The organism is Legionella moravica DSM 19234, from assembly GCF_000423305.1.
Lineage (GTDB): Bacteria > Pseudomonadota > Gammaproteobacteria > Legionellales > Legionellaceae > Legionella > Legionella moravica.
The window spans coordinates 140,586-155,475 of the sequence record NZ_KE384003.1 but is presented as its reverse complement, the minus strand read 5'-3'; the positions used below and the strand labels follow the sequence as shown (position 1 = coordinate 155,475).

Here is a 14,890-nt window from a genome sequence, read left to right as displayed (position 1 = left end):
TTGTCCCACTTATCCCCAATGTCCCGTCCATTAGACTAATATTTGACTCAACAAAAAATTCTCATCTGGATTTCTCGGGTTATTGTTGGCTATTTTCCAAAGGTTTTACAAGATCTTAAAGTTATAAGAAGCACTAGAGTTCCATTGAATGAATAAGTTCACTCTGCTCTAATAAATGCTTACATCGCTTAATGACAATTTCCTGATATTTTTTTAAATATTTTGCTTCTTTATCATTAATCAAAATAAGGCTGATTTCTTCTTGCAAAGCAACAGTTAGTTTTCTAATCAAATATTTTAAACGTTTAGCTACTAATAATCTTGGCAACTGGCATGTATCTGCAAAATCAGCTAACTGATAAGCATTAATATTATTCTCTTCAAATTCATCCCCTAGTGCCATCGCCAAGCCATGCTCAAATTCAGGATACATTTTTATATTAACTAAATCATAAAATGGTGCGAGAGAAATGCCGTTAGCCCCAACAAAAAAACTGAGATTTTTACCGTGAGCATCGCAATTAAATATCAAGATATTAAATAAAACCCAGTCGAGTATTTGTTGCTTGGTTTTTGCAGGATTGATGCATTGATTTGCAAAATCAAATAGCTTGGGCAAACTTACCCCATCTCTTATATTGGCCACATCTCGGCTATTTCCAAAATTCTGCTCATACTTATATTCCGGAGGTAAATTCAATGCCTGACAACCGTCTATTAAGTGGCGTCTTTGCACTATATTAGTGGTAATCATTTTCCTATCAAAACGCTCCACCAATAAAGCAGGATGCTGACCAAAGCGTTTCATCTGAACATTAGCAACATTCAATGAACAGCGTTTAGCGAGCTGCATACTTAGATATTCATTTAAAACTAAATAAGATAATTTTTGTTTTTCAAATTTAAGAATATGGGTAGAACACAAGCTGCCTTCTCCAAAACCAAGTTGCTCTTCTTTATTTAACACCACGTTAATTTTATCTTGTACTCCAGCAACTGAAAGACGTGGTTTTCCATCCCAAACTATTAAACTATAGAGATCACGATGATTTAAACGTTCTTCTAACTCCTCCTGAGTTATCAGTCGAAAATTCCCATGTTTAGGAAGTTCTTGATGTGATGGCAAGATCACTAATGATCCGGGTGTATCCAATCCTAAAGCTTGAATAAGTCCAAATGTATTGTATTTACTTAAATGAAAAATATTAACTAATACTTCTAAAGGATTTCCTTCGGGTAATAAATTTCGCAGAAATCGCTGCACATTTGATGATGGAATATCTTCATCTAAAGGTAAGTGTAGAGAAACAGCATATCCTGTCTTTTGCCAATTGGCATTATAACTCCAATACAATTGATCCTCGATAAGCGTGATATGGGCTATTTGATATTCTCCCTGATAGACATCCAAGTCCTGCTTATCTCCAATCATTTTCATCCTCACCATGTTCCATCCATGGCTTTATGTACAGATTTATTCCTAAACCGGAACAAATCTGTAATACACTTGCCAATTGACAGTTCGATTGCCCATGTTCGATTTTCATAAAGGTTTCTTTGGCTACACCACACAAAGCAGCCGCATCCTCTAGCCGTAAATCACTTTGAGTTCGGCGTGCTTTAATGACTTCCCCTAACAATTCTACGGTTAACGGCTGTTGTAGATTAGGAGTCTTTAATTTTTTAATTTGCTTGGCCATATAATCCTACTAGAGTAGACTTAATATAAGAATTTCGATTTAATTATTCATTAATCCCATTATAGTAGGATTAAATTTAAAAATACAATGACAACCGATTAAAATCCTAATGGAATAGGATTTTATAAAAAGTACAGGAGATAGTGCAACAATGGGCTTGTAGCCCAGCAATTGTACTTCCTTCAATGGCAGCATTTCCAACTAATTGGTTCCATGAGTTGAATTGCAGTAGACTGGTGCATATTCTGTGGTGGTCCTATAATAGAGCCGCGCACGTCAGTAGGCGGAATTTTTATGATCTAAATTTAAAAAACCGCTTTCTGTAGACAAGCTATTATAAGACATACTGCAGCCAATAGAGGACATTTTGTTGCATTATTTGCAAATAATCCCTGGATGATTTTGCCCCAAAATAGTACATTAAGCCTATTAATGAAAACCAGAATTGTATTAAATTCTAAGTGAGAGAGCTAATGAGTAAAAATGCGCTCACTGCGTTATTAACTACCAAACCCAACCTTTGGGAACAACCTATGGCATCAAAAAAATTGGATCTGGCCATTGCTAACCGTGATATCCAACGAGAAATAGCTGGTTCCAAAAAAATCCATAAAAAATATGAAATTATTGAAAAGAATATAGTGGAAGATTATGCACAGTTGGTAGACAATAAACTGCGCATGGCTTTTTTGAACATTCCTATGAACGATTTTAGAACTGCTTCTGGTTTTGGGCATACTCAAAGCAGGCAGTAAAGGAATATTATGAAGTGCATGCCCACCTGTCCTTCTTCGTCAAACAGGATATTAATCAGCATAAAGGATTGCCTGACGCACAATTGAGTGCATTCAGACGCTGGGTAAGCGTGGCTAGCCAGTTGCTTCAAATCGGTTCCTATGAAGGATTTCAACTTGTCTTTACTAACCTGCAGGCCCTGGCTACTCCCCAACTAGAGCATGGATTACCTCTGGCAGTGCTTAGAGCATACAACCGCATGTGTCAACTTAATACGCCTTATCAAAACACCGCCGCATTACGCCACCACATCCAGGATCAACAGCATGCAAAGAGTTTCACTCCCTTGCTATTACGTTTTAGGGACATCAATACGTTTAACGAAAACATAGAGCAAACTCAAGACAAAAAAGATCGTTTTGCCAGACAAGTTAAAATTCTAAATCGTTCGATTTGCAGATTAACGAGCAAACTAGAGAACGACAAAGATTCTGAATCGTTAAAAACACTCCTGGCAGAAAAAACAGCTAAACTTACACGATGTAAGCGCATCATAAAAAGAGCTGATAAAGCAATAAAAACCTTTGAGAGTGCTAAAATGGTTGTTTTAGTATCTATTGCAAACGAAAAGTCTCAACCTGTAGTTACGTTGCCAGAACATTTAGAAAAAACCTACAATAAAATCCGTAAAAACTTTAAAAGTGAAGACGATGCTGAAGATATTGTTATGGCTCTTTCTACCTCTGAACCCCCTTCACCGAGAGGCCATAAGAGAGAAAAAACCTCAACATTATACTCTGAAAAAATCCTCCCAAGCTTCTTTAACCGCGAAAGGGCTTCACCGAACAAACATTGGGAAGATGTTTACCAAACACGTCCAAGAGGAGTTTCTATTTAATTAATAGATACACGCACTTCTTTATTTGATTTCTATCGATCTAAGAACTGAAATAAAAAAATTAAAATACTGCGCAAATTGCGTAGTATTACTAGCTATTTTCTTGCAACCAGGTAGCCAGTTGCGTTCTGATTAAATTCAAAATCAAAAAACCCGGTTGCGGGCAACCGGGCTACGTTGGGTGCTGCCCTTCAAGATGAGAGTTAAAATTTAAGCGGTTTCGTCGATAGGCTTATCTGAGCACAAAACTTTGAAATGCCGGGTGTTTGTTGTCATTAACCCCAACGAATGCAAAAAAGCGTGGACAAGATCGTTGCAATTGATAGATGCAATCTTTTGCCTCTTTAGGAACAACCATTTTGGACAATTCCAGTTTGTAACCAACTACTGGTAATGTAGTACCTGCCAAAAGTTCGTCCAGTTGAGCCGTTGTAAGTTCAATCGTTTTAATCTCTCCATTCGTTTGCAAACCCAAAGTAATATGATCCAAATTCTTGCTCTTGCGCAAAAACCATTGATCAGAATTAATCATAGGATTGGCATTGCATTCAAATATGAGAAAACTGGTGTACTCCTCTCTAATCACTTTGAGTAGGTCTTTTTCATCAACTGTAAAACTTTCATCATAAGGCTCTGCAGAGGCAGGTTTCGTTTTATTCTCGGGGAACATTAAATTGTTTGCCTCTGGAGGGAAGATAAGTTTGGATAGTTCAAGTATCCCATGATTATTTTTTAACCATTTCGAGCTACCATCCAATAGGTTATTCAGCTCTTGCTCAGTGATCCGTACCCATAAAGGCTTTCCATCCTGCTGAATACCCAGAGTCACATGGTAAGGCATGCTGCTTTTTCTTATGAACCATTGGTCGCTCGTAACAGGAGGATTTGCAGTAATATCAAAAATGAAACTATCTCTTAAACCCTTTCTGACCAGTTCCAAGATGCGATCTTCGATAAGTTTGTCTTTGAGATCGGACTGTGATGCACTCATTATTTAATTCCTCTTTGTAAACAGGCCAGCATTGTATCAACATCAATCATAGTGATCAATAATAAGCAATTCAAGATCAATGAAGAACAAATTCATAGACAATAGCTGCCTACATCTGCATATGACCTTACTCCATGATCTCACTTTAAAATATTTATTCTAAACTAATAAGTAACCTCAATTTTTTGAGTATGCTTAAATGCAATTAATATCCATAATCAAGCATACCATCATTTGCTTATAAACCTGTTGATTTATAATCTCATGGAGAGTGATCGATGAAATTCCTTTTAATTCTGTTGCTCCTGGCTTCCTGTTCAACTCCTGATAAAGAACAACCAAATGCGACATTCATCGAACTTCCACAGTTTATGGGCAATTCCGGCCTGGTACTTGAATCAAATCAAGGCAATGATTTTACCTTCTGGTCGCTGACGGATCGTGGACCGAACGCAACAGAGTTTCTTTCTTCAAAAAATGAAATCATGAGACCTTTTCTCAATCCTGCCTTCCACCCCTATTGGACTCAGTTTTCAGTAAACCTGAAATCAAAAAAGGTAAACGTTCTGAAAAACATCCCAACTAATGTGACGGGGCTGCCAAATCAGAAAGGAGATGAAGTTCCTGTTAACACCCAAGGAACGGTTCTAAAGTTTGATCCCAATGGATTGGATCCTGAATCGATGTGCAAAACATCGACAATAGTCTGGATCGGAGAGGAATACAGGCCATCTATAGCAAAATTTTCTGCTGAAGGAATACTCCTTAAGCGTTATTCACCAGGCAAAGGCTTGCCTGAAATTCTCGCCCAAAGAAAACTCAATCGTGGGTTTGAAGGACTGACCTGCTATGGCAACAAAGTTTATGCCATATTGCAAAGCCCACTCTCGAATGAAAAAAATCTCGTTCGTCTCGTCGAGTTTGATCCGGCAACGGAACAAGTAACACGTGAATTCCTATATCCGTTAGATTCTCCAGAAGCGGATAAAATTGGGGATTTATCAGTGACACGAGACGGAACATTTTATGTCATTGAACAAAACAGTCTTACTGGACCTAACAGTTTTCATAAAATTTTCAGTTTCAAATTAGGTAATACTCGCCTTCTTCAGAAAAAACTTGAGCTGGATCTGACAAAATCAGGTTTTGATTTTGCTGATAAACTCGAAGGACTTGTTGTTACGGATGACTATTTCTTCGTCGTAAATGATAATGATTTTGGTTTGACGAATGATAAATTTGATCCAAATCGTAAAAGTTACCTTGGAGTTTTTCCGAGGTAATTATTAAATCTTGATTAGGGTATGCAGAAACTTACTCACCAGTGTCCGCCCTTCTTTCAAAAAATTGTATTTAAAAAAACAAGCCACTATTGAAAATAAAATATACATACAATACAATTTGTCATCATTTTACAACAGGATTACATCATGCATCCAAATCTCGCGAGAGCTTTACACTATCTCAACATCAGCACGATCTCCCTAAGAGATACCCAAGGAAATGTTATTGGCAAGATTGAGCCCAAAGAACATGCCGCAGCACTTTTTACTTGTTTGGAACTTGCTGGTTATTTGAGTACGGAACTCTTGGAAAAAGCCATAGACTACCTGGCGGCCGCCAAGTCGTTTGGCTGTTCAAGTGACGAGCTAGTAAGCCAGTTGAATAAAGCTTGTTTACGTGCACGTGCTAATGGCGATTTTGATACGGACGTTTTTTTTGAATATTTTTGTAATGATCCCCGCTTTAAGGTTGAAGATATTATTGATTTGATAGTATTTCTGCAGCAAACAGCTTTTGACAGGAACTTTGGCGTAGAAAGAGACAAGCTACAAACCAGGAGCTGGCTTGAGCAGCATACAGACAAGTTCTGTGATTTAGTGACAAAAATGGGGGTTGTTACTCCTCTTCCACCGATGAAAAATTCTTATTGTGGTACAGCGATTATGGGTGCCGCCTCTGTGCGAGTCATACCACGAATTGAATATTTTAACCGACTGTCAATAGACTGCGGGCCGGTTTGGGCCCTTAGCGGCAATAGGGAATTATCCAAAGGTCTGGATAGCGAGGAGGTCATGCTGACCGTCGCAGAAGCCGCCGGAAAGAGCGCTGAATTTGTTGAAAAAGGCAGCGGAGCCGCACGAAGAACCTTTCTTGAAGGTATTACTGAAACAATGATGGTTAATTGCCTGTTGGAGAAAATGTGTCCAGGAAAACCAATTGCCATACTTGACAGCGGCGTACAAGACGGCCACTGGCGCGCAACGACTGCTCAGGCAGCTAAAGACATCGCAGCAATTATGGTGAAAAAGATAATCAATTCAGAGCTGAGTCCGGATTTAGATGGTGTTTATCGTTTTATGATCATCGCTGAGCAACCTTATTCTGGACGAATGGCGCGACAGGTACAGCGTGCTTTTGACACTGAATTGAAGCGACATGGTCTAAGTTCGACGATTAATTTCATTGTGGAAGGGGTTGGAGAAGGAATTCAGCCAAGCGAACTTAGTGATGTCGCTTTATTAACGAGAGTGAATTCAGAACTGGGTTCTCTGATGGCCGAACGATATCATGATGCTCGCCTGAGTCTGATTGAGAACAACCCCGATCTAAATTTACGAACTCCTGATATTTTAATGTTTTCAACACGTGATAAAGCATTTGCTTCATTACAAGAACAGGCGTCACAACAAAATATTGCCAGTTCATCATCCAGTTTTTCTGCGGCAATTTAGCATATACTCGCATCTCAAACGAATTCCCGCGGTCTTCGCCGCGGGAATTCGGCTTAGATTTATTTAACGGCAGCTACCTAATGTCTAGACATGGTTGATCCAATATTTTAGCACTGCCGTTCCGCAATCAAAGCTGCGAGGCGTAGGCAAAGATGTGCTCAAGAGACAATTGCTGCAACCACGCTACTTTGAATGAACCCGTTCAACCCAAAATGATTTTGATTTGAAGAAACACCATCACCGGTCTTATGCCAATAGCATAATTGGCTCTAGTATAAATAGTTAATATTCAATCACTTAATTGAACTGAATTCAATTAAGATGTACTATTCACACGATTTTTACAGTGTACAACCATCTTTTTGGAGTTTAATTCAAATGAATTTAAAAGGCATTTCTTCTGCAGTTCTCCTGTGCAGCACTCATTTGTCCTTCGCGGGTACCGCAGGTCCTGTTGGAGATGTTTCTCCTTCCGTACCCAAGTATTACGTTGGTATTGAAGGTGGTGCGTCTATTTCAGCAGAGACACATTTTGAACCCCAATTAGGTCAAGGTAACAGAAACGTCTTTATTGCCCCAAATAATTCTGATTGGTCACGTGATCTGGGCACCACGGGTTTTGGAGGATTATTTGCGGGTTATATAATTAATCCTAACGTAGCCCTTCAGTTGAGCTGGGATTACCGCAGTGGCTACGATTATAATTTACAGGCTACCTATGGTATTGATGCAAATGATCCAAATTATTTCGCTCAGGATCGTTTTCAGACACTTGGGGATATTAAAATACAAACGTTCCTGTTCGATCTGATTTTAAAACCAGAGGTCAATTGGGGGGGCTTTGTTCCTTACGTTAAAGGAGGAGTTGGTCTTTCCTATAATCAAATGGGTACTTTAAGAAACGTACAGATGGCATTTAACTCGAATTCTGTGGCCTACGACATACGTTTAGCTGGAGATTCTGTAACCAGTTTTGCATGGGATGCAGGGGTAGGAGTTGATTACTTTTTCAATAGTAATGTTAATATAGGGCTAGGGTACCGCTTGGTTGATGCCGGTAAATTACGTACCTCAAATGCATTTTATGATCCAGTGAGAGCAACTGTTAGTACAATCTCACCTTTTGAAACAAAACATTTCTATTTAAATGAACTCGTTGCTTCAATGGCTTATCATTTTGATTATGCCTAATTGATATTTTTAATAAATGGGTCTCTAATTTCAGACAACTGCTTGATTCTCTATATGATAGAGAATCAAGATGGCAAGAAAGAAACGAAATCATTTCCCATATTTCAAGGTACTATGTGTAATCATTGGTTCTAGCCCTGTTATCGTAATTGAGACATGAATGACTCCACCAAATGCTGTTACAGAAGAATAAGCGTTAATCACGGACCTAAAAGATCAAGGATTGTTTCGAACTATTAAATTAGCCATTGCCAAGATTTACTTTTTTAGAGACGGTGAATTTTATTTATTGTATTATTTTGATACAATGTATTTTTTTAAAAAGAATATTGAACTTATGGATGCACTCAAAAACAAGTCTGCTGCCATTTCAGCTACCCAAGAACTAAAAGCACTTTTTGAAATCGACAAAAATAACAGACAAGCTGCCTGGCATAATCGCCTTATAACATGCCTGCCTCATGCTATTTTCATATGTGGAGAACCAGAAATCATCTTCAATCCAGCAGGCCTCACTTACTATAATCTAGAGTTTAGCGAAAACATCTCTGAGGACCTCTTTAGTAAACACTGCTATACCATTCCTGAGCTCATCGATAGCTTTTTAATTAACGAAGGAGTTGGCATAAGCATTGAGGCACGTAAACCAAATCAAGCGATTGATCTCAGCTACGGAGACGTCCTGGGTTTTCATCTTTACCGAACGTTTGCTGAACCAGAGGAGCATCTCTTCAAAACAGATAAACCTCATGCCACTATGCTTCCTGAAGGCACTGATATTCACATCAGCAACGTGCCGAAGCAGATCTTGCCGACTGCCTCAATAAACTTACTTGAAGCAATTATGCAGCACTTTGGTATTAACGATCCCCAAATCAAACTCCTCTATCTCCCGGAAACGGATCAGCACGAAATAGCCTTCTCCATTAATACCAATCAATTTCCATCCAAAACATTACAGGCTCTACTCCAAAAACTAGGTTGGTTCTTACCAAGATACTACTCCTATTTGGCTTGTGATTAGATAACCTTTAGGTTAGATGGCAGCTTTAGAAAGAACACAAGGAATTCCCGATTCTATACCAGCCAAGCGATAACTTTATTATTCATCATATTTCAGGTTAAATATATTGAATTCGTTAAAGCCGGTTATCGCATTGTATCAACTGTGCATACTCTCAAGGCGACATAAATGTCGAAATTAATGATTGAAGCAAAAGGGCTTGGTTTTCATCCAGCACATAAACCCAATCCGCTCTATGCAGATTTGGACGTTTTCTTAACTGATACTACCCATTTTCTGGTGGGTGAAAATGGCTGTGGCAAATCCACTTTGGCTAACACACTGGCGCACCAATCAAGTCAGGTAACTCATTTTGGTATCGTGGGCTATCTAAATCAAGAATTGACTCCTTTCTCAGGTACCGTTGCGGAAAAATTAAATATAGACTCAATCCTGCGAGCCTTGCAACGTTGTGAAGAAGGGAGTCTGTCTGAAACAGATTATGAACTTCTGGAAAACAATTGGGATATCAAGGCCGTTCTTGAAAAACAATTTAATGCGTATGGCTTACCAGATACAATAATTAGCGAGCCTTATGTCTCATTAAGTGGTGGGATGCGAACCCGTCTCAATTTATTGCATCTGGAACGGCAGAATTGTGACTTTTATATCCTTGACGAACCATCCAACCATCTCGACAGAGCGAGCAGAGACTGGTTATTGCAATGGATAAAATTAAACCCTGCCTGCCTAATTATTAGCCATGATTTAACTCTGTTGAAGCAAAGCGACATCATTCTGGAATTGAATGCTAAAGGGCTCCATCGTTATCAGGGAGGATGGGAAGATTATCTTGCCTCCAAAAAACAATTGGAGTTAGAAGTAGAAAGAAAAGTAGCCCAAACTCAGCATGTTTTAGCAGAAAGTTTAAAAGCAAAACAAAAAAATCAGGAAACGCTCCAGGCAAAACAAAATAAAGCACATAAGGATAGGCAAAATACGAATCAAGCCAAATTGATTTTAGATAAGAAGAAAGCCACCAGCGAAGCAACAGGCGCAAGAATTGCAGGCTTGAATGAAAAACGGGTCAACGACGCAAGTAAAGCCTATGCAGCTGCAAAACAGGAGTTAATTGAACTAAAACCTCAAGCATTCAGGGTCTCCCCGGTTGAGTCACACAGCAAACAACATGTAATTCTGGATGAGCTTATTTTGCCTCACGGCTATAACAAGCCCATTAGTTTACAACTCGCTTGCGGCGAACATTTATGGTTATCTGGCGATAACGGAGCTGGAAAATCTACTTTATTAAAAATCATACAGGGTACTGTCCAGCCCAAATCAGGCTCGGTCATGAGACCTAAAGATGCAGCTTTTCTCGATCAGCACTTTACTTTTCTCAATCAGGAAGACAGTGTATTGAATAATTTTTCACGTTTATCTCCTGGTTTGAGTGAAGCAGAATACAGAACGGTACTGGCTCAATTACGCTTACGAAGAGAATCGGCGCTGCAGCCTGTATCTACCTTGAGTGGAGGAGAAACCCTAAAACTGGCGCTTGCAGTATTATTCAGCGGTCGTAATTCCCCTTCCCTGCTTCTTCTTGATGAGCCGGATAACCATCTTGATCTGGCATCTAAAGAATTACTCATCAACGCCTTAAAACAATATCAGGGTTCCATAATTCTGGTCAGTCACGACATCAATTTTGTTAAGTCTTTAGAAATCCATAGCGAATTTCATTTGCCAATATGCTGATTCCGTGCTCACAACCGCTGAAATTCGAAATACAGCATGAGCTCACATCTCAGCGAATTCCCGCCGCTGTGACAGGGGGATCCGATGTGTTAGCACTTAGATCTTGAATCCGCGATCAGAGCCGCTGAGTGTGGACAAAGATGTGATCAAGAGACAGTCGCAATCAACCAGACTGCTATGTGAATTATCCACGGGATCTGGAAATCTGCTATCAAGGCCAAATATGGTGCGGAATGTAGGTTAGGAGAAGAATGTTCAGCAGACACTAATTAAACGATACAAATGCTGCCTTTACGTGCTCTTTTAATTTTATACAAGCCGAAGTCTGCACGTTCAACTATTTCTTCAATAGTTGTATCACTGAGTTTTGAGAGTGATCCCCCTACACTAATAGATATCTTTTGTTTAGCCAAAGCAGTTATTAATTCTTCAGCTTTGATTTGGAGGGATTGTTTATTGATACCTGAAAAAATAATTGCGAACTCATCACCGCCATATCGGTATACTTTATCCGTTTGGCGTACTAATTTTTGAGCTGCTTGTGCAACGGATTGTAATAGTTTATCCCCAGCAATATGACCATAGGTATCATTAAATGACTTAAAATTATCAATATCAAAAAACAATAATCCGACAGCCTCATTATACTGCTTGAAGTGCTTGAGAGCCTCACTGCCAGACACATAAAAACTTTCTCTGTTAAAGACCTGTGTTAATGGATCGGTAATCACTTTTTCTGACAATTTCAGATTTAAATTTTTAATATCCGTGATATCTCGTTCTATTGCTCCCAGATAACAAAGTTTACCCTGATCATCATGAATGTAAATAATAGAAAAATTTATCCAGTAAGGAACCCCATATTTGTCATAATTTAATAATTCGACATTGATATTATTTTGCTTCTTTATGGCGTTTTTGATTTGCAAAAGGGTATCTTTGCTGGTTTCCTTTCCTTGCAGGATACGGGGAGTTTTGCCGACAACCTCATTAATAGTGTATTTAGTGACCTTCAAAAACGCCTCATTCACCCAGACTATTTCTGGCCCATAAGGCGCATCGATAGGATCAGAGCGGGTTATAATTACTATGTCATTGGTTTTATTAATCAATTTGATTTTTGCCGCTTCAATATCCATCACTATCCTTATTTTAACGATTTCTATCTTTTAGATATTGAGCTAATTGTTCATAAGGCATAGGCTTGGCAAATAAAAACCCCTGGTAAAAATCAACGTCGTATTTTTTGATGACAGCGTATTCCTCTTCCGATTCAATGCCCTCACAAATAATTTTAATGCGCAGTTTATTGGCCATTGAACATATATTTTCCAAAATCACTTGCTTAAATTGGTTTGTGTGAATGTTTCTTACAAGTTCCTGGTCCAACTTAACATAATCTGGCTTAAGATCGGATAAAAGGTTTAATGAGCTATAGCCTGAACCTAAATCATCTAATGCAACACCATATCCTTGTTTTCGATAGAATTCCATGATGCTTAATAAATGCTTTTTATCATTAACTTGTTCACTTTCGATTACTTCAAAAACAATTTGGGATGGATCTAAAGACGTCTTTTTTAAAGCATGATTGGTTGTAGTCAAGCAATAAAAGGGATCATAAATTGCAGTTGGATTAAAGTTAATGAATATCTTTTTTCCAATATTCACTTTATTCATATTTTCAATATGAGTAATTCGCGCTCTTTTATCCAACAAAAAAAGCATATCACTGGTTTTAGCAGCATTAAAAATATCGGACGGTGGAATGATGCTGCCGTTTATGCTGCCTCTTAATAAACATTCGAATCCATAGGGTTCCAGTGTGTCTTTCTGAACAATAGGCTGACAAAAGGTGGTCAAGGACCCCTTTTTGATGAGATCGACCAACCATTGCGACAAAAGCAATCCGACTAATTTAGCCAAAGAATAGCTGTGATTTAAGACTATATCTACCCCGGAATTCGCCTCTAGAGCAGGAATCAGCAATGCCTTAGAGTCTTCTAGCTCAACTTGTGAAAAACTGGTATTAATAATTTGACCCAGTTGTGAGGCTTCATTGGCAGAAAAAAATAAAGAAATTACATTATCATCTTTATGGAGATTGTACTTATTATCCAACAACTGATTAAGAAGCTTCGTTGCACTATGGCCCCTCGGCGCAGAAATAAGCAACTTGTATTGACCAGATAGTTCATAACTACTCAATGAGTCACATTTTTCACATGGCATTTCAGATCCTTCAGTTTGCGGCTCTTTACTAGGGAGTATAGTACTTATCTGTTAAAAATACATAACAAGCCTGGAGGGTGTTAGGTCATAATCACTGCCATAAATGAAATAATAAGGAACGTTTTTTAGCCATGTCTCGTGCTTATTTGCTGCCCCCCTTCTCCATGCTGCGATTCTTTTCATGCTGTCCATTATTTTCTTCGATATTCTATCCAAGGCATACACTCCTGGTTATTAGCTCGAATAATTTGTTAATGACCACAACTCAACGTGGCTTGGCTAGACAGATAAATCTCATGATTTAATCAGAGAACTTCAATAAATATTGAAACAATTTACTATACTTAAAAATAGAATACCCATCATAAACTGCAGTTTCAAAGTTGAGTGATATTGGTGATGGCCAGATACAGTGGTATTGTGTCAAATAGGATGCATTTTTTGGAGACAAAATATGCCAGCATCAAGAAAGATGGCTGTCTTATTAATTTGTTCTGCCGCTTGTGCGGGAGTTCTATGGATTTGGTGCTATTATACCAGCCAATCCCCTACCATAGTAATTAAAATCGGGGCATTGTTGCCTGCTGAAAACGGTGATCTGGCTGAAAATCGCAAAATGATGATACGAGGCATGGAGCTTGCAAAAGAAGACATCGATGCCAAATACAAAGGGCAGGTAGTTCTCGATTTTGATTATCAAAATGGTTGCTTTGCTAAAGAGTCTATTCCAGCGGTTCAAAAGTTTTCCCATGATCAAGTTCCAATTATCGCAGCATCGTTTTGCCTGTTTGGACATCTGCCTATTTTGCCCGTAACTGAAGGGAATAAAATCATTACCTTTAATACAGCAGCTAATCCTGATCAGGCTTTAAATCTGCAATATGCTTTTTCTACCAATGTTGAGGTAAAGAATGAAGCCCAACGCCTTTCACAGTTCGCCTTCAAAGAGTTGGGAGCCAGACGAGCGGTTACTATGTTCCTGGATACCCCTTTTGGGCATGATTATGATAAATATTTTACTTTTGATTTTAATCATTGCGGAGGAGATGTCGTGGGAAGTTTTCCTAACGCTCCTGATGGCAAGCAATTTAAGTCGATGATTAGCCAAATCAAATTATTGAAACCTGACATCATCATCACCGCTCACTTTGGACTGCCTCTAGCAATGTTTATTAAAGAAGTAAGGCAAGCCAACATTAACGTCCCCATTTTAGGGAACTACGAAACTGAAGATCCTACCGTGATAAATTATGCTGGTGATGCAGCCGAAGGAGTGATGTTCTCCTCTTCAGAATTGAATGAAAAAACACCCATTATGAACGATTTTGAAAGGCGTTATATTCGAAAATTTGGTGCAGAACCTAATGTGTTGGTTACTAATGTATACGATGATGTAGTACTGTCTGTCGATAGCTATCTGGCATGTAAAAACGACCGGGATTGTATGGCAAACTATTTGCACCAAATCAGCAATTATCAAGGTGTAAGTGGAACGATTACGATTAATCCAAGTGGCGCGACGAATAAACCCACTATATTCAAGATAATAAAAAATCATACTTTTATACCGTATCAAAAATACCAGGTAAATAAATGAAAATCAAAACGTTGTTACACCTATTTTTTTTATTGTCGGTATTGATATCT

13 protein-coding genes are annotated in these 14,890 nt (G+C 38.6%); 8 read left to right on the top strand and 5 right to left on the bottom strand.

Annotated features, from left to right (window positions below; translation table 11 throughout):
* Positions 1-133: 133 nt before the first annotated feature.
* Positions 134-1,438: a HipA domain-containing protein gene (locus tag G543_RS0115535; protein ID WP_028385341.1), complete on the bottom strand. Its 1,305-nt coding sequence runs from the start codon at positions 1,436-1,438 to the stop codon at positions 134-136.
* On the bottom strand, positions 1,419-1,700 hold the full coding sequence (locus tag G543_RS0115530) for a helix-turn-helix domain-containing protein (RefSeq protein ID WP_028385340.1): 282 nt from the start codon (positions 1,698-1,700) through the stop codon (positions 1,419-1,421). Before G543_RS0115530 ends, G543_RS0115535 begins: the two co-directional genes overlap by 20 nt.
* 473 nt (positions 1,701-2,173) lie before the next feature.
* Between G543_RS0115530 and G543_RS0115525 the strand changes: the two genes are divergently transcribed.
* Positions 2,174-2,455, top strand: coding sequence for a hypothetical protein (locus tag G543_RS0115525; protein ID WP_028385339.1), 282 nt, complete (start codon positions 2,174-2,176; stop codon positions 2,453-2,455).
* 14 nt (positions 2,456-2,469) lie between these two features.
* The gene (locus tag G543_RS0115520; RefSeq protein WP_028385338.1) at positions 2,470-3,333 is read left to right on the top strand and encodes a hypothetical protein; all 864 of its coding nucleotides are present in this window, start codon (positions 2,470-2,472) and stop codon (positions 3,331-3,333) included.
* Positions 3,334-3,565: 232 nt separating this feature from the next.
* On the opposite strand, the gene G543_RS0115515 is transcribed toward G543_RS0115520, so the two are convergent.
* Positions 3,566-4,324, bottom strand: coding sequence for a hypothetical protein (locus tag G543_RS0115515; protein ID WP_028385337.1), 759 nt, complete (start codon positions 4,322-4,324; stop codon positions 3,566-3,568).
* Positions 4,325-4,602: 278 nt separating this feature from the next.
* Between G543_RS0115515 and G543_RS0115510 the strand changes: the two genes are divergently transcribed.
* From G543_RS0115510 to G543_RS18135, 5 genes are all read left to right on the top strand, one after another.
* The gene (locus G543_RS0115510) at positions 4,603-5,607 is read left to right on the top strand and encodes an esterase-like activity of phytase family protein (RefSeq protein WP_028385336.1); all 1,005 of its coding nucleotides are present in this window, start codon (positions 4,603-4,605) and stop codon (positions 5,605-5,607) included.
* A gap of 147 nt (positions 5,608-5,754) precedes the next feature.
* Positions 5,755-7,059 carry a hypothetical protein gene (locus G543_RS0115505; protein ID WP_028385335.1) on the top strand — a complete coding sequence of 435 codons (1,305 nt, stop codon included), beginning with the start codon at positions 5,755-5,757 and terminating at the stop codon, positions 7,057-7,059.
* A gap of 378 nt (positions 7,060-7,437) precedes the next feature.
* The gene (locus G543_RS0115500) at positions 7,438-8,250 is read left to right on the top strand and encodes an outer membrane protein (RefSeq protein WP_028385334.1); all 813 of its coding nucleotides are present in this window, start codon (positions 7,438-7,440) and stop codon (positions 8,248-8,250) included.
* Positions 8,251-8,587: 337 nt separating this feature from the next.
* A complete protein-coding gene (locus G543_RS0115495) occupies positions 8,588-9,274 on the top strand; it encodes a hypothetical protein (protein WP_028385333.1) in 687 nt (228 codons plus the stop codon).
* Between the two features lie 168 nt (positions 9,275-9,442).
* Entirely contained in the window at positions 9,443-11,011 is a 1,569-nt protein-coding gene (locus tag G543_RS18135; RefSeq protein WP_051190743.1) for an ATP-binding cassette domain-containing protein, read from the top strand.
* 269 nt (positions 11,012-11,280) lie between these two features.
* Here the strand turns inward: G543_RS18135 and G543_RS0115485 are convergent, their stop codons facing one another.
* Positions 11,281-12,123, bottom strand: a complete 843-nt coding sequence (locus G543_RS0115485) for a diguanylate cyclase (RefSeq protein ID WP_242602586.1) — start codon at positions 12,121-12,123, stop codon at positions 11,281-11,283.
* A gap of 40 nt (positions 12,124-12,163) precedes the next feature.
* Positions 12,164-13,243 carry an EAL domain-containing protein gene (locus tag G543_RS0115480; protein WP_028385331.1) on the bottom strand — a complete coding sequence of 360 codons (1,080 nt, stop codon included), beginning with the start codon at positions 13,241-13,243 and terminating at the stop codon, positions 12,164-12,166.
* Positions 13,244-13,697: 454 nt separating this feature from the next.
* Between G543_RS0115480 and G543_RS0115470 the strand changes: the two genes are divergently transcribed.
* On the top strand, positions 13,698-14,840 hold the full coding sequence (locus G543_RS0115470; RefSeq protein WP_028385330.1) for an ABC transporter substrate-binding protein: 1,143 nt from the start codon (positions 13,698-13,700) through the stop codon (positions 14,838-14,840).
* The last annotated feature ends 50 nt before the right edge of the window (positions 14,841-14,890 follow it).